We start from the raw sequence: 26,686 nt of genomic DNA, 5'->3' as shown, positions 1-26,686 counted from the left end.
TCAGTGCCCGCGCGACACCCGCCGCGGCAGGGTGAAGACGAGCGCGAAGGCGACGACCGCGAAGATCGCGCTGACGCCCATGGCCGAGGCCGACGCGTCGGTGAACGCCTGCGGCACCATCTGCGGTCCGCGGATCCCGGCGCCGGCCACGCCCGCGAACAGCACGCTGCCGATCACCGCGATGCCGACGGCCGAGCCGACGCGCTGCACGGTGCCGATGACGCCGGACGCGGCGCCCGCCTCGGCGGGGTCGACCGTCGCGACGATGAACTGCGCGTTCGGGGCGATGAAGAGGCCGTTGCCGATGCCCGCGAGCAGCAGCGGGACGAGGAGCATCCAGCTGTTCAGGTCCTCGGCGGCCGTGTTCAGCAGCACGAGCCAGAGCCAGATGAGGCCGACGCTGACGAGCGCCGTGCCGATCACGAGGACGCTGCGGCCGAGGCGGTTGGTGAGCCGGTTGCTCTGCGAGGAGCCCACGATGCTGCCGATGGCGAACGGGATGGAGACGAGGCCCGACGCGAGCGCCGTGTTGCCCAGGCCCGACTGCCAGAGGATCGAGATCGTGAAGAAGATGCTCGTGAAGGCCGCGAAGTAGACCATCGCGAGGATCACGCCGCCCGTGAAGGCCGGGTGCGAGAACAGGTGCGGCGGCACGAGGACGCTCTTCGCGCGCTTCGTCTGCATGACCTCCCACGCGCCGAAGAGCGCGAGGAGGACGACGCCGCCGGCGAGGGAGAGGTAGGTCCAGAGCGGCCAGCCCTGGTCCTGGCCGTCGATGAGCGGCACGAGCAGGGCCACGAGGCCGGCGCTCACGAGGAGGATGCCGACGAGGTCGACGCCGGTGGCCGCGGGGGCCGCGGGCTTGGCCGGGGCACCGGCTCCGCGCTGGCCGGACTGCGCGCGCACGTCGCCCGCGACCTCCTCGGCCACGCGGCGGCTCGGGAGCAGGAAGATCGCGGCGATGACGGTCGCGAGGCCGACGGGCAGGTTCACGAAGAAGACCAGGCGCCAGCCCGACTCCTCCCCCGCCGCCTGGATGATGAGGCCTCCCACGATCGGGCCGAGCGCGGACGAGACGCCGATGACGGCGCCCATGATGGCGAACGCCTTGCCGCGCGCCTGCGGCGGGAACAGCAGCTGGATGAAGGCGGTCACCGCGGGCACGAACAGGCCGCCGGCGAGCCCCTGCACCACGCGCGAGATCACGAGCTGGAGGTCGTCCTGAGCCACACCGCACGCGAGGCTGGCGAGCGTGAAGAGCGCGATGCCGCTCACGAACACCCACTTGTGCCCGTAGCGGTCGCCGAGGCGGCCCGCGGGGATCAGCGCGAGGCCGAACGCGAGGGCGTAGCCGGAGATGATCCAGCTCAGCGTCGACTCCGAGGCGTCGAGGCTCGTGCGGATGGTCGGCAGCGCCACGTTCACGATGGTCGTGTCGAGCAGCGCGATGAACATGCCGGCGAGCAGCACGATGAGCGCCTGCCAGGCGCGGCGGGAGACGACGGGGGCGGCGGAGGATCCGGATGCGCCGGGCGCGCCGGAGCCGCCGGACGCCGGGCGGGCGGATGCGGTGGTGTCGGACATGGGGTCCTCTCATGCCGACGGGGGCGTCGGCGGTGGTGCGAGCGGATCCGGCCAGCGCGCACGGCAGCGGGCGACGCGGGCGCGGGACGGAGGTCGGGCGCCTCGCGTGCGGGCGGGCGGCGCACGGACGAGGATCCGCGACGGTGCGGGGGAGACGGCCGGGCGGATGCGCCCGTCCCCCCAGTGTCGCACTGGTTGACGGTTGCGGCCCATCTCGATGTCCGGCCACAGTCGGCCGTCATCGGCGGGCGGCACGGGCGGGCGGTCCGTCATCCGGCGGATGCGGTGCGCGCGACCGCGTCGATACCGTGGTCGGATGAGCGCCGCATCCGCCCCCGACAGCGTCGACCGGTTCTGGGTGCGCCCGCGGCCCGACCGCGCCGGGCTGCGGTTCGACCTCCTGCTCGCGCTCGTGATGCTCGTGCTCACCACGGGGAGCTGCACCCTCTACTACGCGATCGGGATGTACCCGACGCGCCCGCCGATGTGGGTCATCGCGGCGTGGATCCTGCTCATGACCGGCCCGCTCGCCCTCCGTCGGCTGCAGCCGGAGGCCGTGACGCTGGTGATCGGCGCCACCTTCATCGTGGGCGCGTACCAGTTCGTGCCCGAGGTGCTCTTCTCCAACATCGCCATGTTCATCGCGATGTACTCGCTCGGCGCCTGGGGGCGGAACCGGCTGCGGGCCAACATCGTGCGCGGCGTCATCGTCGTCGGGATGTTCGCGTGGCTCTTCAGCGCGCTGCTGCAGACCTCGGGGTTCTTCTCGCTGTCCGGCTCGACGTTCGAGAACGCGCCCGACGACGCCTGGGTGCCCGCCCCCGTCGCCGCCGGCCTCGTCTCCATCATCACGAACCTCCTCTACTTCGGCGGCGCCTGGTACTTCGGCGACCGGGCGTGGGCGTCGGCCCGCGACCGCTGCGCGCTCGAGACGCGCACGGCGGAGCTGGCGACGGAGCGGGAGCGGGTGGCGGAGCAGGCCGTCACGCTGGAGCGGGTGCGGATCGCCCGCGAGCTGCACGACGTCGTCGCGCACCACGTGTCGGTCATGGGCGTGCACGCGGGCGCCGCACGCCGGGTCCTCGCGCGGGACGCCGAGAAGGCCGCGACCTCGCTCGGCATCGTCGAGGACAACGCGCGCAGCGCCATCGAGGAGCTGCACCGGATGCTCGTGGCGCTCCGGCAGGAGGAGGACGGCCCGGGATCCGGCGACGCCACCGCCCACGGCGACCCGACCCGCACCGCGTCCACCCGCGGCGTCGACCAGCTGCCCGAGCTGGTGGCGGAGGCCTGCGGCGCCGGGCTGCGGGTCGCGTACGACGTCATCGGCACACCCCGCCCGCTCACGCCCACCGTCGACCTCATCGTCTACCGGGTCGCGCAGGAGTCCCTCACCAACGTCCGGAAGCACGCGGGCACCGGCACGCGCGTCGACCTCCGCATGCGGTACCTCGCCGACCGGGTCGAGGTGGAGGTGAGCGACGGCGGGCCCGCGGGCGCCGCCGCCTCCGCCACCGCGGGGCCCGTGCGGAACGGTCCCGGCGGCCTCGGCCAGCGCGGCATGCGCGAGCGCGTGGCGGCGGTGGGCGGATCCATCGAGATCGGCCCGAAGGCCCGCGGCGGGTACCTCGTGCGCGCGTCGCTGCCCACGAGTCCGACTCCCGTCGTGCCGCCCGTGCCGATGCCCGTCCCCCTGTCCGTCTCCGTCGCGGAGCCCGCCGTCGCGGAGCCCGCCGTCGCGGAGCCCGCCGATGCGTCCGCATCCGTCCCCGAGGAGACCCGCGCATGACCGACCCGACCGCCCCCGAGACGGCCGCTCCCGCCGCGGTCCGCGTCCTGCTCGTCGACGACCAGGCGCTCGTGCGCGCCGGCTTCCGCGTGATCCTCGAGAGCGAGGACGGCATCGAGGTGGTCGGCGAGGCCGCCGACGGCGAGGAGGGCGTGCGCCTCGCGGCAGCGCTCGCGCCGGACGTGATCTGCATGGACGTGCAGATGCCGCGCGTCGACGGCCTCGAGGCCACGCGCCGCATCGTGGCCGACCCGGCGATCCGCGCGGGTGTCCTCATGCTCACCACGTTCGACCGCGAGGACTACCTCTTCACCGCGCTCGACGCGGGCGCGAGCGGCTTCGTGCTGAAGAGCGCCTCGCCGGAGTCGCTCGTGGAGGCCGTGCACGTGATCGCGCGCGGCGACGCGCTGCTCTCGCCCGACGTCACGCGCCGGGTCATCGAGCGGTTCGGCCGGGGATCAGGCTCCCCCGACGACACTCCGGCCCCCGCCGCCGCGACCCCGACCATCCCCACCGACCCGCGCGTGCAGACCCTCACCGACCGCGAGCTCGAGGTGCTGCGCCTCCTCGCCGAGGGCCTCGCCAACGCGGAGATCGCGGAGCGGCTCTACCTCGGCGAGGCCACCGTGAAGACGCACGTCTCGCGCCTGCTCCTGAAGCTCGGCGTGCGCGATCGGGTGCAGGCCGTCGTGTTCGCCTACGAGCGCGGCATCGTGGTGCCGGGCGCGAGCTGACCTGCGCCCGGCCCCACCGGGTCAGCGGGCCGCGACGTCCCCGCGCTCCTCGCGACGGCGGCGCAGCGCCGACTCGTCCTTGCCCACGATCGCGAGCAGCACGATGGCCAGCGCGACGCACGCGAGGATCAGCACGAAGGTCACGTCCCAGCCGAACGCGTGCACCGAGGCGCCGATGCCCGTGGAGGCGAGGGTCGCGCCGAGCACGTAGCCGAACAGGCCCGTGAACCCTGCGGCGGTGCCGGCGACCTTGCGGGGACTGAGGTCGAGGGCCTGGAGGCCGATGAGCATGACGGGCCCGTAGATCAGGCCGCCGATGAGCACGAGCGCCGCGAGCGAGACCCACAGCGGGCCGTCCGCCGGCGAGAGCCAGTAGATCGCGACGGCCACGCCGACCGCCGCCATGAAGAGGATCCCGGTGGGCGAGCGCCGCCCGCGGAACACCCTGTCGCTGATGTACCCGCAGAGCAGCGTGCCGGGGATGCCCGCGAGCTCGAACAGCGAGAAGCCCGCGATGCCCTCGCCGAGGCTCGCGCCGCGCACGTCCGCGAGGTAGATGGGCGCCCACACGAGCACGCCGTAGCGGAGCGTGTAGACGAAGACGTTGGCGAGCGCGAGGTTCACCATAGTGCGGTTGCCGATGACGTAGCGGCGGATGGTCGACCAGGTCGACGCGCCCTCGTCGGCCGCGTCGGTCTCGACGGGCGCCGGGTCGTGGCGGTGCTCCTCGATGGGAGGCAGGCCCTCCGACTCGGGGGTGTCGCGGAGGAGGACGAAGGCGACCAGCGCGATCACGATGCAGACGATCGCCGGGAACCAGAACGCGCTCTGCCAGGTGCCGAAGGTCGCGATGGCGAGGCCCGCGAGGCCGCCCGCGCCGGCGCCGCCGACGTTGTGGGCGACGTTCCAGATGGCGGTCTTGCCTCCGCGCTCGGAGGTGGAGAACCAGTGCACGAGGGTGCGGCCGGACGGCGGCCAGCCCATGCCCTGGAAGAAGCCGTTGACGATCATGACCACCGCGAACAGCGCCACCGACGCCCCCACGGCCGGCACGAACGCGACCACGAGGTTCGCGAAAGCGGACAGCAGCAGGCCGATGGGGAGGAACCAGCGCGCGCTGCTGCGGTCGCTGACGATGGCGCTGAGGAACTTGCTGAACCCGTACGCGAGCAGCACGCCGTTGGTGAGGACCCCGAGGCCGAGGGCGCTGAAGCCGTTCTCGTCGCGGAGGATCGTGGCCACCAGCGGCACGTTGTTGCGGATCAGGTAGTAGGCCGCGTAGCCGATGAAGATGCCGAGGAAGACCTGAAGGCGGAGGCGCGGGTAGCGCTTCGCGACGGCGGCGTCGTCGAGCCGGGGTGCCGGCGGCGGGGCCGCCATGAAGGAGAGGAGGCCGCGCCTCACGGCCGCTCCGTCGGATCGGGTGCGCTGGTCGGTGGTCATGGTGCTGCCTCCTCGTGGTCGCATCATTGCGACGAGAGACCACTCAACGCCTTCGCAAGACGATCGTCTAGGAAAGCGGGATCAGAACCCGCCGCGCTGCGACATCGGGGAGAGCACGAGCTCGTCGATCCGCACGTGCGGGGGCGACGCGAGCACGAACATCGCGGCGCGGGCCACGTCGTCGGGCGTGAGCATCGCGGCGCGCTCGGCGGCGTCGGGCACGGTCGGCCGGAGCGCGAGGAAGTCGCTGTCGATCGTGCCGGGGCAGAGGTGGATGGCGCGGATCCCAGCGCCCGCCTCCTGCGCGTTGAGGTCGCGCACGAGGGTCCCGAGCGCCGTCTTCGAGGCGCTGTAGGCGACGCCCGCGCCCGGCGAGTGGGTCCACGCGGCGTAGCTCGAGACGAGCACGACCGTCCCGCCGGATGCCCGCAGCAGCGGGAGCGCGGCGGCGACCTGGTGCGCGGGTCCGGTGAGGTTGGTCGCGACGATGCGGTCGAAGTCCGCGAGGTCCTGGTCGGCCCACCCGCGGCGCGGGGCGTTGAGGCCGGCCGCCACGACGATCCCGTCGAGCCGGTCGAGGCCCGCCACGACGGCGGCGAGCGCGGCGTCGTCGGTGATGTCGAGCGGGGCGACGACCGCGGTGGATCCGACCTCCGCCACGAGCGCGCGCGTCTCCTCGAGCGCCTCCCGGCGGCGGCCCGACAGCACGAGGTGCCAGCCGTCGCGGGCTGCGGACACGGCGGTCGCGCGGCCCACGCCGGATCCGGCGCCGCTCACCCAGAGGGTCCGCCGTCCCTCCTCAGGCGCGCGCCCGCCGTCGTCGTCCCGCGTGCGTGCTCCGGTCATGGCGGTCTCCCTCGGTCACCCCTACGTTGAGGGAAACGCTATTCGGACTGTGGGGGACACGCATGCTCATCGATCTCAGCGACAGGGTCGTCGTCGTCTCCGGGGCCGCCCAGGGCATCGGCCGGGCCATCGCCGAGCGCTTCCTCGGGGAGGGGTGCCGGGTCTTCGGGCTCGACCTCCGCTTCCGGGACGAGCTGCCGGAGGGGATCACCGCGATCGTGGCGGACGTCACGGATCCGGCGTCGGTGCAGGCCGCGGTCGTGCAGGTGCTCGACGCGGCCGGCCGCGTCGACGTGCTCGTGAACAACGCGGGGATCAACGTGGAGGGGTCCGTCGAGACGCTGGACCCCGCGCGCTTCCAGGCCGCGTTCGACGTGAACGTCGGCGGCGTGTTCCTGCTCTCGCAGGCGGTCATCCCGGCGATGAAGGCGGCGGGAGGCGGCCGGATCATCAACGCGGCGTCGTTCGCGGCGGTCGTCCCGAGCGTCGGCGCGGCCGCGTACGGCGCCTCCAAGGCCGCGGTCGTGCAGTTCACGCGCGTGCTCGCGAGTGAGCTCGGGCCGTGGGGCATCACCGTCAACGCGTACGCGCCCGGCATGATCCCCACCGCCATGAACGGCTTCGCCGAGATGCCGGAGCCCGCGCAGGACCGGCTGCTCGACACCCTCAGCATCCGCCGGTGGGAGCGGCCCGACGACGTGGCCGACCTCCTCGTCTTCCTCGCGAGCGACCGCGCCGGCTACATCACGGGCACCTTGGTCGACGTGAGCGGCGGCAAGCTCGCCACGCAGATGCCGCAGCGCGCGTACGAGGGCGAGGGCGCGCCGGAGCGCGGGCCGCGGCACGGAGCGGTCGCGGGGGACCCCCGATGAGCATCACGACCTGGCACGCGCAGCCGCTCGACACCGTCCGCTCCGAGCACGCCGAGGCGCCGCTCTGGGACGAGGCGCGCGGCACCCTGCTCTGGGCCGACCAGTACGTCGGCATCGTGCGCGAGGCGACGTTCGATCCCGTCACGCTCGCGGTCGGTCCCGTCACCGAGACGCACGTGGGCGGGCCGGTCGGCGCGGTGGTCCGGCACGCGGACGGCGGCCACGTGCTCGCGGCGCGCGACGGCTTCGTCCGCCTCATGGCGGAGGGCGAGCTGATCCCGATGGCGGACGTGCTGCCGCAGGACGGCGTCCGGCGCCGCATGAACGACGGCGAGGTGGATCCGCGCGGCCGGCTCTGGGCGGGATCCATGGCGTTCGACAAGACGCCCGGCGCGGGCGCGCTCTACCTCCTCGACGGCGGCCGCACGACGACCGTGCTCGAGGGCGTCACCATCTCCAACGGCACCGCGTTCTCCGCCGACGGCACCGAGATGCTCTACATCGACACCCCGACCCAGCAGGTGCGGCGGTTTGGCGTGACGGAGGAGGGCGGCCTCGCGGATCCCGAGGTGGTGGTCGAGATCGACCCGGCCGACGGCCACCCCGACGGCATGTGCGTCGACGACGAGGGCTTCCTCTGGGTCGCGCTGTGGGGCGGCGGCGAGGTGCGCCGCTTCTCCCCGACGGGCGAGCACGTGGGATCCGTGCGCGTCGACGCACCGCAGGTGTCCAGCTGCGCCTTCGCCGGCCCCGACCGCGACGTGCTCGTGATCACGACCTCGCAGGAGGGCTACTCCGCGGAGGACTCGGCCCGGCATCCGCGCGCGGGGATGCTGTTCGCGGTGCGCCCGGGCGTCACGGGGCCGGCGGCGAGCGCGTACGCGTAGGCGTAGGCGGCGCTGGCCGCCTGCGCCTCGGCGGTGGCGAAGCGCCTACGCGTAGGCGGTGATGGCGGCGGAGTCGACGAAGCCGGCCGGGCGTCCGGACCGGCGCGCGGCTCCCCCGGCGAGCACGGCCGACGCGGCGGCCACCACGACGCCGGCGAGCACGGCGGCGGCCACGGGCCCCACCGACGAGTGCGCGAGCACCAGGCCCCCGACGAAGGCGACGACCTGCACGACCCAGAGCGCGTGGATCCACCAGCGCCACGCCCCGCGACGCATGGCCACGCGCTCGAGTCCGCGGCGCACCTGGACGATCGCAGCCACCCGGATGAGCACGGACAGCGTCGCCAGCGCGAGCCCGGACAGCGCCAGCGGAGCGGTGCCGATGTCCGTGAGGATCAGCGCGAACAGCACGAACCCCGCGGCACCGGCCCCGTCGGCGACGGCCTGGACGACGGTGGCGATGCGCATGCTCCGACCCTAGGAGCGGCGATCCCGCCGGGCCACCCGCGACCGCGCCCCAGATCAGGGGCCGACGTGCCCCGGCGCCTCTCGTCCCCCACGGGGTTCCCCCTCATGGCGGACTCCCCCGCGCCGCCGTCCTCCTAGCGTGAGCAGCACGGATCACCCACGCCCACCGAGGAGGCCCTCCGTGCTCGAAGTCCACAACGTCACGCGATCGTTCGGGGACCGCCGCGTCCTCGACGACGTGTCCTTCGCCGTGCGGCCGGGGAGGCTGACCGGCTTCGTCGGCGGCAACGGCGCCGGCAAGACCACCACCATGCGGATCATGCTCGGCGTGCTCTCGCCCGACTCCGGCACCGTGACGCTGGACGGGAACGATCTCGGCACGTCCAGCCGCCGCACCTTCGGCTACATGCCCGAGGAGCGCGGGCTCTACCCGAAGATGAAGCTGCAGGAGCAGATCGTCTACCTCGGCCGCCTGCACGGCATGACCGCCGCCGACGCGACCGCCAGCACCGAGCGCCTGCTCGACCGCCTCAGCCTCGCGGAGCGGCGGAACGACCCCATCGAGTCGCTCTCGCTCGGCAACCAGCAGCGCGCGCAGATCGCCGCGAGCCTCGTGCACGACCCCGAGGTGCTCGTGCTCGACGAGCCGTTCTCGGGCCTCGACCCGATCGCGGTCGAGACCGTGCTCGGCGTCCTCACCGAGCGCGCCGCGCAGGGCGTGCCCGTCCTCTTCTCCTCGCACCAGCTCGACATCGTGGAGCGCCTCTGCGACGACGTGGTCGTCATCGCCGAGGGCAGGATCCGCGCGTCCGGCGACCGCGAGGAGCTGCGCGACCAGCACAGCCGCCCCCTCACGGAGCTCGTGATCGACGGCGACGGCGGCTGGGTGCGCGACGTGCCCGGCGTCGAGGTCGTCGAGTTCGACGGCGGCTACGTGCTCTTCGAGGCCGACGAGGAGGCGCGCCAGCGCGTGCTCGCGGAGGCCGTCTCCCGCGGATCCGTCACGGGCTTCTCCCGTCGCCGCCCCACCCTCAGCGAGATCTTCCAGGAGGTAGTCCAGTGAGCACCACCACCGGCGCCGCGCGCGCCACGACCCGGGGCCCGGCCCCGACCCTCGTCCAGTCCACGATGCTCGTGACCGGCCGCGAGGTGCGCATGCGCCTGCGCAGCAAGTCGTTCCTCATCAGCACGGCGATCCTGCTGCTCGGGATCCTCGCCTCCATCGTCGTCACCGGCTTCCTCTCCGCGAACGACGACGGCGGCGACCGCACGCGCGTCGCCGTGGTCGGCGCCGCGCAGCAGGCCGTCTCCGCCGCCGGGTCGCTCGAGGGCGTGCCCGCCGACAGCGTCGACGACGCCCGCGCGATGGTGCGCGACGGCGACGTGGACGCGGCGGTCGTCCCCGACGACCAGGCCGCCGCCGAGGGGCGCGTCGTCGTGATCGGCGACGACTCCGCACCGGACGACGTCGTGAGCGCCCTCACCGAGACGCCCCGCGTGGAGCTCCTGCAGGAGTCCGCGACCAACCCCGCCATCGCCTACATCGTGGCGCTCGCGTTCGGGCTCGTCTTCTTCATGTCCGCGCTGACGTTCGGCATGATCATCGCGCAGAGCGTGGTGGAGGAGAAGCAGACCCGCGTGGTGGAGCTGCTCATGTCCACGATCCCGGTGCGCGCGCTGCTCGCGGGCAAGGTGCTCGGCAACAGCATCCTGGCGTTCGCGCAGATCGCGCTCATCGCCCTGATGGCGGGCCTCGGGCTCCTGGTGACCGGTCAGACCGACCTGTTCGCCGTCATCGGCCCGGCGGTGCTCTGGTTCGTCGTGTTCTTCCTGTTCGGCTTCGTGCTGCTGGCCTCGCTCTTCGCGGCGACCGCGGCGCTCGTCTCCCGCCAGGAGGACGTGGGCGCGGTGACCGCACCCGTGACGTACCTCGTGATGATCCCGTACTTCGCGGTCATCTTCTTCAACGACAACCCCGTCGTGCTCGCGGTGACGTCGTACGTGCCGTTCGCCGCTCCGGTGGGCATGCCGATGCGCCTGTTCCTCGGATCCGCCGAGTGGTGGGAGCCCGTCGTCTCGCTCCTCGTGCTCCTCGTGACGACGGCCGCGGTGGTCGTCCTCGGCTCCCGCATCTACAGCAACTCGCTGCTCCGCACCGGCAGCCGCGTGAAGCTGCGCGAGGCGCTGAAGGGATGATCGACGCGCTGCAGGACTTCACGGCCGGCCTCCCCGAGGTGCTCCGCTGGTTCGGCGTCATGGTCGCGGCCATGGTCCCGTTCGTCGAGGTCGAGCTCGCCGCCGTGCTGGGCGTGCTCACCGGGCAGCACGCGGTCGTCGCCGTGCTCGCGGCGGTGGTGGGCAACACCGCCGTCGTGGCGCTGATCGTGCTGGTCGCCTCGCGCACCCGCAGCCGTCTCACGCGGGACAGCGCGAAGGAGGAGACGCCGAAGCGGATGAAGGTGCGCCGCACGTTCGACCGCTACGGCGTGCCGGGCGTCAGCCTCCTCGGGCCGCTGCTGCTGCCGACGCACTTCACGTCGGCCGCGATGGTCTCCTTCGGGGCCCGGGCCCGCACGGTGCTCATCTGGGAGACGATCGCGATCGTCGTCTGGGGTGTCGGGTTCGGCGCGCTCGCGGCGCTCGGGGTCGCGGTGCTGTGAGGCGCGGAGGGCGGGCCGCCCGGCCGCATCCGCTCCCCCTGCGGATCCGGCCGGGCACCGCTACGGTCGACGCATGACCGCCGCGATGACGCCCGGATCCCGCCCGCCGCTCGAGCTGCCGCTCCCCGGCGCCAGCTGGGCCGAGGCGATGCGGCGCTTCTTCCTCAAGTACGCGACGTTCCGCGGGCGGGCGAGCCGGAGCGAGTTCTGGTGGTGGGTCCTCACGGGGTTCCTCGCCTCGAACGCCCTCGACGTCCTGAGCGGCCTCTCCACGGGCGGACGCGACCCGATGGACGTCGGCGGCCGCTTCGCCGTCGTCGACGTCTGGAGCGGGATCTCCGCGGTGCTCGAGCTGGCGGTGTTCATCCCGTCCCTCGCCGTCTCCTGGCGGCGCCTGCACGACACCGATCGCAGCGGCACGTGGACGCTCATCAACTTCATCCCGATCCTCGGGCAGGTCGTCTACGTGGTCATGACCGCCAGCCGGTCCCGCCCGTCCGGCGCCCGCTTCGACTGACGCCGGGTCCGGGAGGATCCGCGCGCGGCGACGGCGCCCCCCACTACGGTGAGCGCGATCCGCTCCCCGACCCGAGGACACCATGGCCGTCGCCGCCCGCCGCTCCGCCCTGCCCACCGCGCTCGCGGCCGCCCTCGTCGCCTTGGCGCTCAGCGGGTGCTCGCCGCAGCAGCTGGCCGACCTGATCCCGCACGCCGAGACGCGGGACGCGAAGGGGGCCATCACGGCGGGCGGCACGACCGGCGTCTTCACGCTGCGCCCGGGCGACTGCCTCGACGACCCGGCGCTGGCCGCCCCCTCCGACGACGCTCCGGCGACCTCGAGCTCTGCCGACGCGCATCCCGTGGGCAGCGATGACGACGGATCCGACTCCCACCCGGTCGGCGACGTGCCGACCGTGCCCTGCGCCGAGCCGCACGACTTCGAGGTCTACGCCGACGTCACGATCACGGGCGACGGCGCGTTCCCCGGCGACGACGCCGTCGACGACCAGGCCGACGAGCTGTGCGGCGCGGCCTACGCGTCCTTCGTCGGGGACGACTACGAGGACTCCATCTACGACTACCGGGACTACCAGCCGACCAGCGCCAGCTGGAGCACCGGCGACCGCACCGCGAACTGCCTCATCGGGGATCCCGCGGGCAGGACGGTGGGCTCGCTCGCCGGCATCGGGCGGTAGCGCCGCCGGGCCGCGCTGCGCACGCCCGCACGTCCATCCGCCCGCCCGGCCGCGCGTAACACCCCGGACCTAGGGTGAGCCCATGACCGATGCCCCCGGCTCCACCCCGCACCACGACGTCCTCGTCATCGGCGGGGGGAACGCGGGGCTCTCGGTCGCGGGGCGCCTCCGGCGGTACGGCGTCGACGACGTGGCGGTCATCGAGCCGCGCGACACGCACTACTACCAGCCGATGTTCTCGCACGTCGCGGGCGGCACGGCGCGGGCGTCGCAGGCCACGCGGCCGCAGGGCTCCGTCACGCCGAAGGGCGTCACGTGGATCCAGGACCGCGTCGCCGGCATCGACCCGCAGGCCAAGACCGTGGAGCTCGCGTCCGGACGGCGCGTCGGCTACGGCCAGCTCATCGTGTGCCCCGGCATCCAGAAGGACTGGGACCAGGTGCCCGGCCTCGCCGACGCCATGGCCTCGCCCGTCGGCATCTCCAACTACGAGCACCACTACGCCGCGAAGGCCTCGAAGGTGCTGCGCGACGTGCGCTCCGGCACGGTCGTCTTCACGCAGCCGGGCGGGCCGGGCACCTGCTCGGGCGCGTCGCAGAAGCCCATGTACCTGGCGTGCGACCACTGGCGCGCGACGGGCGTGCTCGACGACATCCGCGTGGTGCTCGTGGTGCCGACGCCCACGCGCTTCGGCATGCCGCTCATCGACGCGGAGCTCGAGCGCAAGGTCGCCGAGTACGGCATCGAGGTGCGGTACGGCCGCGAGCTCGTCGAGGTGGATCCGGTCGCCCGCACCGTCGTCATCGCGGGCGACGACCGCGCCCGCGCGCTCGTCGGGCCGGACCGGGCGGCGCGCGCCGACGACCAGGGCGACGCCGGCCGCGAGACCATCGCCTACGACGTGCTGCACGCGGTGCCGCCGCAGTCCGCGCCCGACTGGCTCGCGGGCACCGGCCTCGCCACCCCGGGCGACCCGGGCGGCTTCGTGGAGGTGGATCCGCTCACCCTCCGCCACCCGCGCTTCCCCGACGTGTGGGCGCTCGGCGACGCCGCCGCCACCACGAACTCGAAGTCCGGCGGCGCCCTCCGCCAGCAGACCACCACGGTCGCGAAGAACCTCGTCGCGGCGCTCACGGGCAAGCCGCTGCCGCAGACGTACGACGGGTACTCGGTGTGCCCGTTCGTGGTCTCCCGCTCGACCGTGGTGTTCGCCGAGTTCGACGACCGCTACCGCCCGAAGCCCTCCATCCCCGGCTGGAAGGGCCTCGCCAAGGAGCGGCGCATGACGTTCGTCGCCGACCGCTACCTGCTGCCGTGGGTCTACTGGAACCTGATCCTGCAGGGCCGCGCCTGATCGACGCCGTGCGGACCCGGATCCGGGTCCGGGTCCGGGTCCGGGTCCGGATCCGGCTCCGCCCTCCGGCGGACGCGCCGCGGCCGGCCGTCCCGGGAGGATGGCGGCATGACGCGCCCCGGTGAGACCGTGCCCGACTCGCGGGGCCGCACCGGCCTCCACCTCCGCGGGGCGGACCTCGACCGCAACCCGGACGTGGTCGTGAAGCGCGTCGAGGTCACCTCCGACGGCTGGCACGTGCTCCGACGGACCACGCTCGACCTGCGCCTCCGCGACGGGTCCTGGCAGGAGCAGCAGCGCGAGACGTACGACCGGGGCGACGGCGCGACCGTGCTCCTCTACGCGGCCGACACCCATCGGATCCTCCTCACCCGCCAGTTCCGCTACCCCGCCTACGTGAACGGGCACCCCGACGGCATGCTCGTCGAGGCGGCGGCCGGCCTCCTCGACGAGGACTCCCCCGAAGACGCGATCCGCCGCGAGGCCCGCGAGGAGCTGGGCGTCGAGGTCGTCGCGCTCACGCACCTGTTCGACCTGTTCATGAGCCCCGGGTCCGTGACCGAGCGCGTGCACCACTACCTCGCCGCGTACGCGCCCGCCGACGTCGTGGGCGCGGGCGGCGGCGTGGCCGAGGAGGGCGAGGACATCGAGCGGATCGAGGTGACGCTCGAGGAGGCGCTCGCGATGGTCGTCGACGGCCGCATCGCCGACGGCAAGACGGTGATCCTGCTCCAGCACGTCGCGCTGCACGGGTTCCCGGCGTAGGCGCCGGACCCGACGCCGCGGACGAGCGCACCCGATCGGGTTACGGTCAGCCGCGCGCGCCCGCCAACCGCTCCTCGAGCCCGGCGAGCCGCTCCCGCAGCGGATCCGCGTCCACCGGCTCCGGATCCGTCCGCTCGTACGACGCCGCGAGCGCCCGCACCTCGCGGTGCAGCGTCGCGCGCACCTCGTCGTCCGCGACCGCTTCGAGGCGCGCGGCGAGGCGGAGCGTCGCGCGCATCACGAGCGCATGCCCCACCCCGTAGGCGCGGATCGCGAGGAACGCCTCCGACACGAGCGCGGCCGGCCGTGGCCAGCGGATCTCCACCCGCGGCACGCCGTCGCCGTCCCGGTGCACGTCCACCTCGGGCGTCGGCCGGAGGCAGAGCGTCCGCAGCGCGCCGGACAGGGCGTCCAGCGCGCCGACAGCCGTGTACGGGTCGTTCGTGCCGGACGCGAGGCCGCGCACGCCGATCTCCACCATCTGCTGCACCGCGTAGTCGATGTCCTGGTGCGGGGTGCGAGCGGGCTGCAGGTCGAAGGCGAGCCGGGCGACCGCCTCGTCCGCGTCCAGGTCGCCGCCCACGACCTCGACGAGCGGGTCCCCGTCCACCACGTGCGTCCCCGGCCGAGCGACCACCCGGTGCCGCGCGCCCCGGCGACGGGCCTCCGCGACGAGGGCAGCCAGGTCGATCCCCGCGACGTACCCGGTCGACGTCGCGCGCACGACCCGCACCGGGCCGTCGAGCGCCGGACCGACGGACGTCGCATCGCCCCGCCAGGGCGCGCCGTCCGCGTCCGCCTCCCGCTCCGGCCGCGTCTCGTCGATCACGCGCTCGAGGTCGGCGAGCACGCGCGTCTGCAGCGTGGTCACCTGCACCGACATCGCGATGTGGTGGATGAAGTACACGAGGACCGCGACGTCCGCGACCGCCAGCAGCACGGCTGCGCTCACGGCGAGCACCGGCACGAAGCCGACCACGCCGTCCTCCTCCGTGTGGATGGAGCGCAGCACGATGAGCGCGTACAGGAACGTCGACGTGAGCACGGCCAGGACCACCTGGTTGCCGCGGTCGGCCATGAAGTTCCGCACCAGGCGAGGGCCGTAGGCCGATGAGGTGGTGGCGAGCACCGAGATCGTGATGGAGAAGGAGGTCGCCGCGACGCCGAGCATGGTGCCGCCGATCGCGGACAGGATCGCCCGGCCGCCGGTCGCCGAGAGGTCCTCGACCAGCGGGATGTCGTCGATGCCGGACGCGATGAGCAGCCGGTCGACCTCCACGAGGCCGAGCGCGAGGAGCACGGCGCCGAGGCCGAGGAGCGCGGGCAGGAGCCAGAAGGACTCGCGGGCGTGGAGCAGCCGGGATCGCATGCTCGAAGGCTAGGTGCACGCGCACGGGCGGGACGGCCGGTAGGCGAGGATGGACAGGTGACCGACGCCACCGCCGCCTCCCCCGCCAGCCCCCTCCAGCTCCACGACACCGCCGCCCGGGGGTTCGCCTCCGACAACTACTCCGGCATCCACCCCGAGGTGCTCGAGGCCATCGCCGCGGCGAACGGCGGGCACCAGGTCGCGTACGGCGGCGACGCCTACACGGCCCGCCTGCAGGAGGTCGTCGGCGAGCACTTCGGCCGCGGCGCCGAGGCGTTCCCCGTCTTCAACGGCACGGGCGCGAACGTCACCGGCATCCTCTCGATGCTGCCGCGCTGGGGCGCGGTCGTCTGCGCGACCACGGCGCACATCAACACCGACGAGGGCGGCGCCCCCGAGCGCGTCGCCGGCATCAAGCTCCTGCAGGTGCCGACCGAGGACGGCAAGCTCACGCCCGAGCTCATCGACCGCGAGGCGTGGGGCTGGGGCGACGAGCACCGCGCGCAGCCGCTCGCCGTGAGCATCACGCAGACCACCGAGCTCGGCACGGTCTACACGCCGGCCGAGGTGCGGGCGATCGCCGACCACGCGCACGAGCGCGGCATGCGCCTGCACATGGACGGCGCCCGCCTCTCCAACGCGGCCGCCACGCTGGATGCGCCCTTCCGCGCCTTCACGTCGGATGCCGGCGTCGACGTGGTCAGCTTCGGCGGCACCAAGAACGGCCTGCTCTACGGCGAGGCGATCGTGGTGCTCGACCCCGAGGCGTCCGAGGGGCTGACCTACCTCCGCAAGCTCAACATGCAGCTCGCCTCCAAGATGCGGTTCGTGAGCGCGCAGCTGCTGGCGCTCCTCGGATCCGAGGTCGACGGCGTGCCGCTCTACCTCCGCTCCGCGCGCCACGCCAACGGCATGGCCGCGCGCCTCCGGTCCGCGCTCGACGGCGTGGACGGCGTCGAGTTCACGCAGGAGACGCAGGCGAACGGCCTCTTCGCGATCCTCCCCGAGGGCGTCGCCGACCGCCTCCGCTCCGAGTTCCGCTTCTACGACTGGGACCCGGCCCGCCGCGAGGTGCGCTGGATGTGCTCGTTCGACACCACCGAGGACGACATCGACCGGTTCGCGGCGGCCATCCGCCGGGAGGTCGGGGCGGGGTAGGACGCACCGCTACCCAACGAGTCAGTTCCTCTATCGAGGTCGTGCCCGATGGGCGTCCGCTATCGCGCTGAGGTGCTTTCCAGAGACAGAGAGGGAATTCGCTCGTGCCGCGGGTGGTGACTTGAGCACGATGACACCCATCACCGCACCCCAGACAGCGAGGGTGTCGAAAGCGATCCGCTCCGTGATTCCCAGGCCGAGCACGAACGAGGGACCGCCATCGATCGCGTCGATGAACAGCACGAAGCCGGAAATGGACACGACAACGCTCACGGCTGTCAGGACTGCTGCGCCCCGGAACGCACCGGCGCCACGCAGGGCGAAGACGAGAACGATCATTCCTACCCACTGTGCTGCCGCCTGCGCGAGCGCCACGGCATCGTGATGCTCCGGGTAGACGTCCCAGGGCAGGAACCCCACGAGCGCGACCAGCAAGCCCCCGACCATCAGCAGCGCCATGGCCAGCCTCCCCGTACGCCTTCGCGGCCACGCCGACCACAGCAGCACGGCACCAGCAGTCAAGAGGAGGCCGTTCACGATCGTCGATCCGTTCGCGAGGGCATGAGCCGGAGAGCAGATGTAGCGCTCCACCCGGGTCCCGACATCGAACATCTCGCAGGCCGTGACGCCGAGGTCGCTGATGAAGTTCGTGCGCCACGAATAGGTGCGAGGCCACATGGCTGCGGCCACGATCTGCGCGGGAAAGGCGACCAAGCCGAGGACCCAGAGCGTGGCGCCCCATCTGATGCGTGTCATGCAGCGACCATACAATACGACTGTATTGTTGGCGGGCGGGTAGCCTCGACGGATGACCGGATCGACCGCCGAGGGCATCCTCACTGCGGTGGAGGAGATCCTCACCTCAGAGGGCATCGAGGGTGTCAGCATCCGCAACGTCGCCAAGCGGGCCGGCGTGTCCATCGGGGCCGTTCAACACCACCACCACACCAAGGACGACCTGCTCATGGCGGCCATGGATGAGGTGGGCCGGCGGTTCATCGAACGGGTGATGGCCGCCACGGACCTGGCCGCGACACCGTTGGCGAACCTGGCAGCCGTCAGTCGGATATTGGGCGGGGTCGACGACGAATCCCGCATAGCTTCCGTCGTCTGGTTGGCGTTCGCTTCGAAGGCCGCCACCAGCGAGGCCGTGGCCCGAGCCCATCGAGACGCCTGGCTGACGATGGAACGAGGACTCACGACCCTGTTGCAGCAGGTCAACCCCCTCCTCGGCGAGAATGACGCGGCGGCCCTCATGGCCCTGCTCGACGGGATCGCCATCGCACGCGCGACGGAGACCGAGCGCATGACCGCCACGCGGGCAGGTGACATCATCGGCGCCTTCCTCGACCGCTTTAAAGCGTGAGCCGACCCCGACCACCAACTCCTCTCGCATCACAAGGGACTCGAGAAAGGACAAATAGACGGCCACACCCCGCCCTCGTCTCCGTGGTCTTCAGTGTCTTTCTCGAGCTACCCGGCGGACAGGGGCCCCTGGGATGCGACCCCTGCGCCCGCACGCCAGTCACCCCGTGTTCTGCAGCCCCGCCGCGATGCCGTTGACCGTGAGGAGCAGGAGCCGGTGGTCCGGATCCGTCGGGTCGGCCTGGCCGGGAGCGCCCCGGCCTACCGCATCGGACGCCGACGTGCGCAGCGCACGCAGGGCACGCAGCTGCAGCAGCGACAGGGCGTCGACGTACGGGCTCCGGAGGCGCACCGCGCGGCGCAGCACCGGCCGGCCCTCGAGGATCTCGCCGCGGCCGGTGGCCGTGCGCACCCACTCGCGGGTGAGCTCCATCTCCTCCGTGACGAGCGCCGCGAGATCCGGGCGGTCGCCGAGCGCGAGGTAGCGCTCCGCGAGGCGGCCGTCGGTCTTGGCGAGCGACATCTCGACGTTGTCGATCATCGACGTGAACAGCGGCCACTCGTCGTACGCCTTGCGGAGCACGGCCTCGTCGCCGACCGCGGCCAGCGCGGATCCCAGGCCGAACCAGCCGGTGAGGTTGATGCGCGCCTGCGTCCACGCGAACACCCACGGGATCGCCCGCAGGTCCTCGAGGGACTCGACCGACAGCCCGCGGCGGGCGGGCCGGGATCCCAGCGCCAGCAGGCCGATCTCCTCCATGGGCGTGACCTGCGCGAACCACGGCGCGAAGCCGGGCGCCTTCACGAGCTCGAAGAAGCGGGCGCGCGAGGCCTCGTCCATGACGCGGACCATCTCGGCGGATCCCTCGGCCGCCTCGGCGTTGCGCTCCTCGTTCGAGGGCGCGGACGCCAGCAGCGTGGCCGCGGCCATCTGCTCGATGTGCCGGGCGGCGATGCGCTTGTCGCCGTAGTGGGCGAAGATCACCTCGCCCTGCTCGGTGAGCTTGAAGCGGCCGTCGACGGATCCCGGCGGCTGGGCCCGCACGGCGCGGTCGGCCGGCCCGCCGCCGCGGCCGAGGGCACCGCCGCGGCCGTGGAAGAGCGTGAGCTCGATGTCGTTCTCGCGCGCCCAGGCGGCGATGCGGGCCTGCGCGTCGAACAGCGCGAAGGTCGCGGAGACCGGCCCGACGTCCTTCGAGGAGTCGGAGTAGCCGAGCATGACCTCGAGCTCGCGACCCGTGGCGGCGAGGCGCGCCTCGACCTGGGGCAGCCGGATCATGCCGTCGAGGATCTCCGTGCTCGCCTGGAGGTCGGCGAACGTCTCGAAGAGCGGGATGACGTCGAGCACGGGCGCGGCCTCCGCGGAGCCGAGGGCCAGCGCGGCCAGCTCGTGCACGGTGCGGATGTCGTCGGCCGACTGCGTGAACGAGACGATGAAGCGGGAGAAGGGCGCGACGCCGTGCCGCTCCTGGAGGCGGGCGAGCGTGCGGAACACGTCGAGCACCTCGACCGTCATGGGCGCGAGCTCGGGGGCCCGGTCGCCGGACGCGTCCGCCGCGGCCACGGCCAGCACCTCGCGCAGCGCCTCGCGGTGCACCTGCGAGTGCTGGCGCACCTCCATCTCCGCGAGGTGGAAGCCGAAGGTCTCCGCCTGCCAGATGAGGCCCTGGAGCTCGCCGCCCGCGATGCGGTGGGCGCCGGCCCCGCGCAGCGACCCCTGCAGCACGCGCAGGTCGGCCAGCAGCTCGGCGGCCGACGGGTACGCGATGGGATCGTCGTGGCGCTCGCGCGTGGCGGCGAGGCGGCCGGCGATGACGAGCAGCACGCGGCGGTGCAGCTCCGCCGGGGCGCGCGTGCCGATGCGCGCGGTGAGATGCGGCGCGAGCGCGTCCTGCGCGGCGGCGAGCTCCCGGAGCTCCGGGCTCGGCGGGGTGTCGGCGTCGCCGAGGGTGAGGGATCGGCCGACCCGGAGCGCGACGCGCTCGAGGCCCAGCAGGATGTGCTCGCTGGCGATGCCCGCGGCCTCCTCGGTGACCGCCGCGGTGACGTACGGGTTGCCGTCGCGGTCCGCCGCGATCCAGTTGCCGAGCCGGAAGAAGGCGGGCGCCACCGCCTCGCGCACGCCGGCCTCCTCGCCGAGCAGCCAGTCGTCGAGCAGGCGGTAGACGCGCGGCACGACCTCGAACAGCGTCTGGTCGAAGACGCCCATGGCCGTGCGCACCTCGTCGAGCGGGGTGGGGCGGGTGGTGCGCAGCGGGGACGTGCGCCACAGGCCGTCGATCTCCTCGAGCAGGCGCCGGTCGACGTCCTGGCCCGTGAGCGTGCCGGCCATCGCGCCGTCGCGCTCGGTGAGCAGGTCGCCGATGCGGCGGATGCCCGTGGCCACGGCGCGGCGCCGCGCCTCGGTGGGGTGGGCCGTGAGCACCGGGTGGAAGCGCATCTCGCCGAGGCGGCGCATGGCCTCCTCGCGGCCGAGCTCCTCGGTGAGCTTGCCCACCGCATCCGGGATGGAGTCGGGCACGAAGCCCGACGCCGCCTCGCGCTCGCGGAGGACGCGCACGCGGTGGTGCTCCTCGGCGAGGTTCGCCAGGTGGAAGTAGCAGGTGAACGCGCGGGCGACCTGCTCGGCGCGCTCCGGCGTGAAGGTGGCGACGAGCCGCTCGGCGTCGTCGATGGAGGCGTCGCGCGCGCTCTCGTACGCGTCGATGACGAGCTCGCGGAGGCGCTCGACGTCGCGCAGCAGCTCCTCCCCGCCGGACTCGCGGAGCACCCGGCCGAGCAGGCCGCCCAGGTGGCTCACGTCGGAGCGGAGCGCGGGCTCGACGGCGTCGCGCGTGCCGTCGCGGGTGGAGTCGTGCTCGAGGGGAAGCGGCTTCTTCGGGGGAGTCGTCACGGAGACGAGGATACGGAACGCCCGGGGCCCCATCCTGCGCATGACGCCCGGTGGCGCCCGCTCCCGCGACCGATCCCGCTGTGGAGGGACGGCGCGGGTGCGGGATCAGGCGGCGGGCGCGGTGATGCGCTCGTCGCGCGGCATGCGCAGCAGCGCGTACGCGGAGGCGGCCAGCAGCAGCACGGCGCCGGTCGCGAACGCGACGGGGAACGACACCGCGTCGGCGAGGTACCCGGCGACGAGCGGGCCGACGATGGCGCCGAGGTCCGACACCATCGAGAACACGGCCACGGGGCGACCGCTGCGGCCGCCCGCGGCGTCGCCCACCGCGGCACCCGGCGCCGTGCCCATGAACGACGCGGCCGCGCCGAAAAGGCAGAGAAGGATCGTGAGGACGACGACGTTCGGCGCGAACGGGATCGCGACCATCAGCACGCCCGCGACGGCGAACGACCCGATGATCGCCGGCCGGCGCCCGACCGTGTCGACGAACCGCGCGGCCGGTGCGAGCGCGAGCGCCTGCACCACGGCGGCGCAGGCGAACGCGATGCCGGTGGAGGCGGCGGGCGCGCGGATCACCTCGACCACGAGCAGCGGGATCAGCGAGCTGCGGACGCCCATGGACGCCCATCCGTTGCCGAGGTTCGCGAGCAGCGCGCCACGGTAGCGGGTGTCGCGGAGCACCTCGGCGAAGGGGCGCGGCGGCTCAACGGGGCCGGTCGCATCCGCCGGGCCCGTGCGCTTCGACAGCAGCAGGAGCCCGATGACGCTCGCGACCGCGAGGGTCGCCGCGTAGAAGAAGAAGGGAGCGGTGAGCGAGACGGTCGCGAGCACGGCGCCGAGCGCCGGCCCGGCCATGCCGCCGATGAGGAATCCGCCCTGGTAGAAGCCGATCGCGCGGGCGCGGCGGGTGGGATCCGTCGAGCCGAGCAGCAGCGTCATGGCCGCGACCGAGAACATCGCCGAGCCGATGCCGCCCGCGCCGCGGAGGAGCAGGAGCTGCAGGTAGTCCTGCGCGAGGCCCGCGAGGCCGGAGGAGAGGGCGACGATCGCGAGGCCGATGGCGAGCACGGTGCGCTCGCCCGTCCAGTCCATGATCCGGGCGACGAACGGGCTCATCACGAGCCGCATGAGCGCGAACGCCGAGATGACCGCGCCGATCTCGAAGCTGCCGACGCCGAAGCTGCGGGCGTAGACGGGGAGCACGGGCACGACCACGCCGAAGCCGACCATCACGAAGAAGGCGATGATGCCGAGGACGAGCACGTCGCGCGGGAGCTTCGCGCGCGGGGCGCGGGCGGGGCCGCGGGTGTCGGGCATGGATCCGTCGCCGGGCTGGGGTGCGCGGGCGTCGGACGTCGCGCCGTCGCCGGGCTCGGGGGTGCGTGCGGATCCCGCACGTCGGAAGGACCGCATGGGTTCAGCGTACGTCCGGTCGGAGGCGCGTCGGGGCCGCGGGCGCGGTCGTGGCGGGGCCGTCCGGCGCGGCGCCCGCAGCGTCGGCCCGGCCCGGGACGAGCGCCGTGACCGCCAGGCCGAGCGCCGCGAGCCCGGCCAGCAGCAGGGTGCCCGCCGTGCCCCCGACGCTCGTGAGCAGCCATGCTCCGAGCGCCGGCGCCACGGCGGCCGCGCCCGTGACCGGCACGGCGAACGCGCCGCTCAGCTGGCCGAGCCGCGCGGTGCCCCAGCGGTCGACCACGATCGACGCCTGCACGAGCGTGAGGGCCCCGCGCGCCGCGCCCGCCAGGAGGACCACGACCACGAGCGCCGGGAACGGCCGCGGCAGGAGCGCGAGGCCCACGAGCGCGACGACCGTCGCGGCGCCCACCGCGAGCCCTGCCCGCCCCGGGCTCCAGCTCCCGGACGCGAACAGGATACGGCCCGCCACCTGCCCCACGCCGACGAGTCCGAAGGCGACCACGGCGGTGGCCGTGTCGTAGCCCTGGGCGAGGAGCAGCGGCACGAGGGTGAGGGTGGCGCCGTAGAGCGCGAGCGTGAGGAGGGTCATGCCGGCCTGCGCGCGCACGAATGGCGCCGACCGCACGATGTCGCGCACCCGCCCGCCCGCGTCGGACCCCGGGGCGGGAGCGGCCTCGTCCGGCCAGCGCGCGGGCACGACCAGCAGGTGGATCGGCGTCACGGTCGCCACGAGGATCCCCGCCAGCACGACGAGCGCCGCCCGCCACCCCGCGGCGTCGGTGAGGGCGGCGGCGACGGGCGCGAAGACCGTCGAGGCGAGGCCGGCCGCCAGCGTGAGGATCGTGAGGCCCCGCGTGCGGTGCTCCCCCGAGGTGCGGATGATCACGGCGAACGCGGCCTGGTAGAGCGTCGCGGACTGGGCGATCCCCGTGACGCACCACGCGGCCACGAGCCAGGGCAGCGTGGGCGCGAGCGCCACCGCGACGAGGCCGAGCGCCCCGCCGAGCGTGCCGGCGGTCATCACGGAGCGCGCACCGACGCGGTCGAGGAGGCGGCCGACGGGCACGCCCGCGATCGCGGAGAGCACGAGGCCGACCGAGAACGCGGTCGTCACGGCGCCGAGCGACCACCCGGTGTCGGCGGCCACCGTCGCGCTGACCGCGGGGAACGCGTAGTAGAGGACACCCCACGAGACGACCTGCGACGCGCAGAGCCCGGCCAGCAGGATCCGGCGGCGTCGGGCCTCACGCACCCGCGGCCGTCTCCCGCGTCACGCGCAGCACCCGCCGGGGGACGCGACGGGGATGGCGGCCGGCGCGCCGACCGCGAGGAGGTCGCGGCCGCGCGAGGACGGGACCGCGTCGTCGTCGTCGGGGACGTCGGTCGAGCACACGCCGGTCGACGGCAGGACCAGCCGCACCTCGCGGGCCGCGGCCCGGTCGCCCGCGAGCTCGGCGACGATGGACCGCACCTGCTCGTACCCGGTGAGCAGCAGGAAGGTGGGCGCGCGGCCGTACGACTTCATCCCGGCGACGAACAGGCCGGGCTCCGGGTGCGCGAGCTCGGCGGCGCCGTGCGGCGGGACGGATCCGCACGAGTGCAGCTGCGGGTCGATGAGCGGGGCGAGCGCGCAGGGCGCCTCCACCACGTCGTCGAGCGCGAGGCGCACCTCGCGGAGCATCGCGAGGTCCGGGCGCGATCCGGTGGCCTGCACCACCACGTCCGCCGTCGTCGCGAACGGCTCCCCGCCGCGCCGGCCCGCGACGCGCACCCCGTCGCCGTCGACCTGCACGTCGTCGATCTCGACGCCCGTCAGGTGCTCCACGCGGCCCTCGGCCACGAGCCGGTGGACCCGCGTGCCGAGCTGCCCGCGTCCGACCAGCTCGTCGGCGGCGTCGGGCGCCAGCCGTGCGACGCGGGGGGTGCGGACCAGCCAGGCGACGGTCGTGCCGGCGGCCTCCTCGGCGAGCCGCGCCAGCGCGATGACCGCGGTCGCCGCCGAGTGCCCGGCCCCGACGACGAGCACCCGCCGACCCGCGAACCGGGCGCGGTCCGCGCCGCGCACGTCGGGGAACGCGCCCGCGACCCGGTCGCCGAGGTCGGTCGTGGGATCCAGCCCCGCCGCGGTCAGCGGGTTCGGCGTGCCGGTGGTGCCCGACGCGTCGATCACGGCGCGCGCCCGGACGTGCTCGACGCCGGCGGGCGTGCGCACGCGGAGGAGGAAGGGGGCGTCGGCGCGGCCCGCGCTGCGCGAGCGGTCCATGCCCTCGCGGCTCACGGCCTCGACGCGGGCGCCGTACCGGATCACGGCGGCGAGCTCGGGCGTCGCGGCGAGCGGGGCCAGGTAGCGCTCGACGAGCTCGGCGCCGGTGGGGGCGGCGCCGCCGGGCAGGATCCAGCCGGTGGGGGCGAGCAGCCGCGCGGCGGCGTCGTCGACGACGGCCGACCAGGGCGAGAACATCCGCACGTGGGCCCAGGTGCGCACGGCGGCGCCCGCGTCGGATCCGGCCTCGAGGACGACGACGGGCAGCCCGCGCTCCCGGAGGTGCGCGGCGGCGGCGAGGCCCACGGGCCCGGCGCCGATCACGGCGACGGGGAGCCCGACGAGGCGGTCGGCGACGGCGCGGGGCGGATCGGCGGGGGTCGGGGTCATGGCTGCTCCTTCGTCGGGGCCAGCATGCCCCGTACATCGACGCACGTCAATATGGATGGATGTCGATGCGTGCGAGGATGGGGGCATGAGCACCCCGGTCCGCGTCCCCGCGCGCGACGTCGCCGATTGCTGCCCGCCCCTCGGCGTCGCGGCGCTCGACCAGGACGCCGCCGAGCAGCTGTCCGGCGCGCTCAAGGCCATCGCGGATCCGGCCCGCCTCCGCATCGTCTCGATGGTCGCGGCGGCGGACGCCGGCGAGCTCTGCGCGTGCGACCTGCCGGGGCGGCTCGGGCTGTCGCAGCCCACGGTGTCGCACCACTGCCGCGTGCTGGTCGACGCCGGGATCCTCTCCCGCGAGAAGCGCGGCACCTGGGCCTGGTACGCGCTCGTGCCCGGCGCGCTCGACGCCGTGGCGAGCGTGCTCACGGGTCGCCCCGCGCGAGGCTCAGCCCTCCGCTGACGCCCTGCTGTGCTCCACGTCGAGCTCGACGCGGTCGGCCGCGAAGCGGGTCACGTTGAGGAGAAGCGGCGTGCCGTCGGGCAGCGTGTTGAGCGCCCGGACCACGAGCACGACCGCGCCGGACGGCAGCTGCAGCTCCGCCGACTCGGCGGCGGTCGCGAGCCGGCCGGTGACGGTGGTCGTGGCGCGCAGGTAGTCGTCGACGCCGACCGCGCGGAGGGCCGTGGTCATGGATCCGTCGGGGCCGTAGCGCTCGACGATCCCGGGCACGAGCTCGTCGACGAGCCAGGACGTGCCGCGGACGACCGGGCGGCCGTCGACCAGGCGCAGCGTCTCGAGGCGGAGGGCGGGGCGGCCGGCGAGGGCGAGGCGCTCGGCCACCTCGGCGGGCGGATCCTCGACGGCCCACTCCAGCAGCTCCCCCGTGGACGCGGCCCCGCGTCCGCCGAGGCTGTCGGTGAGCCGGGTGCGCAGGCCGATGCGGTGGACGATCACGTCGTGCGCGGTGACGAACGTGCCGCTGCCGCGCCGGGAGACGACGAGGCCGTCCCCGGCGAGCGCCGCGACGGCCTGCCGCACGGTGTGGCGGTGCACCTCGAAGCGGTCGGCGAGCTCGCTCTCCGACGGCAGCTTCGCGCCGGCCGGCACGGTGCCCTGCAGGATCTCGGCGCGCAGCTCCTCCGCGATGAGCCGCCAGGCGGAGTACCCGCTCGTCGATCTGCTCTGCGTCGCCATGTCCACACGATGCTATCGGGCCGCGTCGGCGGCGCC

Annotated in this window: 25 protein-coding genes; 14 read left to right on the top strand and 11 right to left on the bottom strand. The window is 74.0% G+C overall.

What is annotated here, in order from left to right; all coding sequences use genetic code 11:
• Window positions 1–1,584, bottom strand: a complete 1,584-nt coding sequence (locus H9X71_RS01690) for an MFS transporter (protein ID WP_191148036.1) — start codon at window positions 1,582–1,584, stop codon at window positions 1–3.
• A gap of 316 nt (window positions 1,585–1,900) precedes the next feature.
• Here H9X71_RS01690 and H9X71_RS01685 point away from each other — a divergent pair, with 316 nt between their 5' ends.
• Window positions 1,901–3,373: a sensor histidine kinase gene (locus tag H9X71_RS01685; RefSeq protein WP_244961706.1), complete on the top strand. Its 1,473-nt coding sequence runs from the start codon at window positions 1,901–1,903 to the stop codon at window positions 3,371–3,373.
• Entirely contained in the window at window positions 3,370–4,107 is a 738-nt protein-coding gene (locus H9X71_RS01680) for a response regulator (RefSeq protein WP_191148035.1), read from the top strand. The genes H9X71_RS01685 and H9X71_RS01680 overlap by 4 nt, the downstream gene beginning before the upstream one ends.
• Before the next feature lie 21 nt (window positions 4,108–4,128).
• On the opposite strand, the gene pgtP is transcribed toward H9X71_RS01680, so the two are convergent.
• Complete coding sequence (pgtP, locus tag H9X71_RS01675; RefSeq protein WP_191148034.1) at window positions 4,129–5,550, bottom strand: MFS transporter; 1,422 nt, start codon at window positions 5,548–5,550, stop codon at window positions 4,129–4,131.
• A gap of 81 nt (window positions 5,551–5,631) precedes the next feature.
• Entirely contained in the window at window positions 5,632–6,396 is a 765-nt protein-coding gene (locus tag H9X71_RS01670; protein WP_191148033.1) for an SDR family oxidoreductase, read from the bottom strand.
• 62 nt (window positions 6,397–6,458) lie between these two features.
• On the opposite strand from H9X71_RS01670, the gene H9X71_RS01665 reads away from it, so the two are divergent.
• Window positions 6,459–7,268: an SDR family NAD(P)-dependent oxidoreductase gene (locus tag H9X71_RS01665; RefSeq protein ID WP_191148032.1), complete on the top strand. Its 810-nt coding sequence runs from the start codon at window positions 6,459–6,461 to the stop codon at window positions 7,266–7,268.
• Window positions 7,265–8,155 (top strand): SMP-30/gluconolactonase/LRE family protein, encoded by an 891-nt coding sequence (locus H9X71_RS01660; RefSeq protein ID WP_191148031.1) that lies wholly within the window; start codon window positions 7,265–7,267, stop codon window positions 8,153–8,155. The genes H9X71_RS01665 and H9X71_RS01660 overlap by 4 nt, the downstream gene beginning before the upstream one ends.
• A 45-nt stretch (window positions 8,156–8,200) precedes the next feature.
• Here the strand turns inward: H9X71_RS01660 and H9X71_RS01655 are convergent, their stop codons facing one another.
• Window positions 8,201–8,623 (bottom strand): hypothetical protein, encoded by a 423-nt coding sequence (locus H9X71_RS01655; RefSeq protein WP_191148030.1) that lies wholly within the window; start codon window positions 8,621–8,623, stop codon window positions 8,201–8,203.
• A gap of 181 nt (window positions 8,624–8,804) precedes the next feature.
• Here H9X71_RS01655 and H9X71_RS01650 point away from each other — a divergent pair, with 181 nt between their 5' ends.
• From H9X71_RS01650 to H9X71_RS01620, 7 genes are all read left to right on the top strand, one after another.
• Window positions 8,805–9,686, top strand: a complete 882-nt coding sequence (locus tag H9X71_RS01650; protein WP_191148029.1) for an ABC transporter ATP-binding protein — start codon at window positions 8,805–8,807, stop codon at window positions 9,684–9,686.
• Window positions 9,683–10,819: an ABC transporter permease gene (locus tag H9X71_RS01645; RefSeq protein WP_191148028.1), complete on the top strand. Its 1,137-nt coding sequence runs from the start codon at window positions 9,683–9,685 to the stop codon at window positions 10,817–10,819. The genes H9X71_RS01650 and H9X71_RS01645 overlap by 4 nt, the downstream gene beginning before the upstream one ends.
• On the top strand, window positions 10,816–11,283 hold the full coding sequence (locus H9X71_RS01640; RefSeq protein WP_191148027.1) for a hypothetical protein: 468 nt from the start codon (window positions 10,816–10,818) through the stop codon (window positions 11,281–11,283). Before H9X71_RS01645 ends, H9X71_RS01640 begins: the two co-directional genes overlap by 4 nt.
• Before the next feature lie 73 nt (window positions 11,284–11,356).
• Window positions 11,357–11,800: a DUF805 domain-containing protein gene (locus H9X71_RS01635; RefSeq protein WP_191148026.1), complete on the top strand. Its 444-nt coding sequence runs from the start codon at window positions 11,357–11,359 to the stop codon at window positions 11,798–11,800.
• A gap of 82 nt (window positions 11,801–11,882) precedes the next feature.
• Complete coding sequence (locus H9X71_RS01630; RefSeq protein WP_191148025.1) at window positions 11,883–12,479, top strand: septum formation family protein; 597 nt, start codon at window positions 11,883–11,885, stop codon at window positions 12,477–12,479.
• An 82-nt stretch (window positions 12,480–12,561) separates the two neighbouring features.
• Complete coding sequence (locus H9X71_RS01625) at window positions 12,562–13,833, top strand: NAD(P)/FAD-dependent oxidoreductase (RefSeq protein ID WP_191148024.1); 1,272 nt, start codon at window positions 12,562–12,564, stop codon at window positions 13,831–13,833.
• 108 nt (window positions 13,834–13,941) lie between these two features.
• Window positions 13,942–14,598 carry an NUDIX domain-containing protein gene (locus tag H9X71_RS01620; RefSeq protein ID WP_191148023.1) on the top strand — a complete coding sequence of 219 codons (657 nt, stop codon included), beginning with the start codon at window positions 13,942–13,944 and terminating at the stop codon, window positions 14,596–14,598.
• Between the two features lie 46 nt (window positions 14,599–14,644).
• Here the strand turns inward: H9X71_RS01620 and H9X71_RS01615 are convergent, their stop codons facing one another.
• Window positions 14,645–15,967 carry a DUF2254 domain-containing protein gene (locus tag H9X71_RS01615; protein ID WP_191148022.1) on the bottom strand — a complete coding sequence of 441 codons (1,323 nt, stop codon included), beginning with the start codon at window positions 15,965–15,967 and terminating at the stop codon, window positions 14,645–14,647.
• Between the two features lie 57 nt (window positions 15,968–16,024).
• Here H9X71_RS01615 and H9X71_RS01610 point away from each other — a divergent pair, with 57 nt between their 5' ends.
• On the top strand, window positions 16,025–17,125 hold the full coding sequence (locus H9X71_RS01610) for a threonine aldolase family protein (protein WP_191148021.1): 1,101 nt from the start codon (window positions 16,025–16,027) through the stop codon (window positions 17,123–17,125).
• Window positions 17,126–17,155: 30 nt separating this feature from the next.
• Here the strand turns inward: H9X71_RS01610 and H9X71_RS01605 are convergent, their stop codons facing one another.
• The gene (locus tag H9X71_RS01605) at window positions 17,156–17,881 is read right to left on the bottom strand and encodes a DUF998 domain-containing protein (RefSeq protein WP_191148020.1); all 726 of its coding nucleotides are present in this window, start codon (window positions 17,879–17,881) and stop codon (window positions 17,156–17,158) included.
• A 52-nt stretch (window positions 17,882–17,933) separates the two neighbouring features.
• On the opposite strand from H9X71_RS01605, the gene H9X71_RS01600 reads away from it, so the two are divergent.
• Window positions 17,934–18,491 (top strand): TetR/AcrR family transcriptional regulator, encoded by a 558-nt coding sequence (locus H9X71_RS01600; RefSeq protein WP_191148019.1) that lies wholly within the window; start codon window positions 17,934–17,936, stop codon window positions 18,489–18,491.
• Window positions 18,492–18,650: 159 nt separating this feature from the next.
• Here the strand turns inward: H9X71_RS01600 and H9X71_RS01595 are convergent, their stop codons facing one another.
• From H9X71_RS01595 to H9X71_RS01580, 4 genes are all read right to left on the bottom strand, one after another.
• Window positions 18,651–21,383: a phosphoenolpyruvate carboxylase gene (locus tag H9X71_RS01595; RefSeq protein WP_191148018.1), complete on the bottom strand. Its 2,733-nt coding sequence runs from the start codon at window positions 21,381–21,383 to the stop codon at window positions 18,651–18,653.
• Window positions 21,384–21,488: 105 nt separating this feature from the next.
• Entirely contained in the window at window positions 21,489–22,799 is a 1,311-nt protein-coding gene (locus H9X71_RS01590; RefSeq protein WP_244961704.1) for an MFS transporter, read from the bottom strand.
• A gap of 4 nt (window positions 22,800–22,803) precedes the next feature.
• Entirely contained in the window at window positions 22,804–24,054 is a 1,251-nt protein-coding gene (locus H9X71_RS01585) for an MFS transporter (RefSeq protein ID WP_191148017.1), read from the bottom strand.
• An 18-nt stretch (window positions 24,055–24,072) separates the two neighbouring features.
• The gene (locus tag H9X71_RS01580) at window positions 24,073–25,455 is read right to left on the bottom strand and encodes an NAD(P)-binding domain-containing protein (RefSeq protein ID WP_191148016.1); all 1,383 of its coding nucleotides are present in this window, start codon (window positions 25,453–25,455) and stop codon (window positions 24,073–24,075) included.
• Window positions 25,456–25,540: 85 nt separating this feature from the next.
• Here H9X71_RS01580 and H9X71_RS01575 point away from each other — a divergent pair, with 85 nt between their 5' ends.
• Complete coding sequence (locus H9X71_RS01575; RefSeq protein ID WP_191148015.1) at window positions 25,541–25,915, top strand: ArsR/SmtB family transcription factor; 375 nt, start codon at window positions 25,541–25,543, stop codon at window positions 25,913–25,915.
• On the opposite strand, the gene phnF is transcribed toward H9X71_RS01575, so the two are convergent.
• The gene (phnF, locus tag H9X71_RS01570) at window positions 25,901–26,650 is read right to left on the bottom strand and encodes a phosphonate metabolism transcriptional regulator PhnF (RefSeq protein WP_191148014.1); all 750 of its coding nucleotides are present in this window, start codon (window positions 26,648–26,650) and stop codon (window positions 25,901–25,903) included. The genes H9X71_RS01575 and phnF overlap by 15 nt on opposite strands.
• Window positions 26,651–26,686: the final 36 nt, after the last annotated feature.

This window comes from Clavibacter zhangzhiyongii, assembly GCF_014775655.1.
Classification (GTDB): Bacteria; Actinomycetota; Actinomycetes; order Actinomycetales; family Microbacteriaceae; genus Clavibacter; species Clavibacter zhangzhiyongii.
The sequence above is the reverse complement of the archived record's forward strand: the minus strand, read 5'-3'. Positions and strand labels throughout refer to the sequence as shown.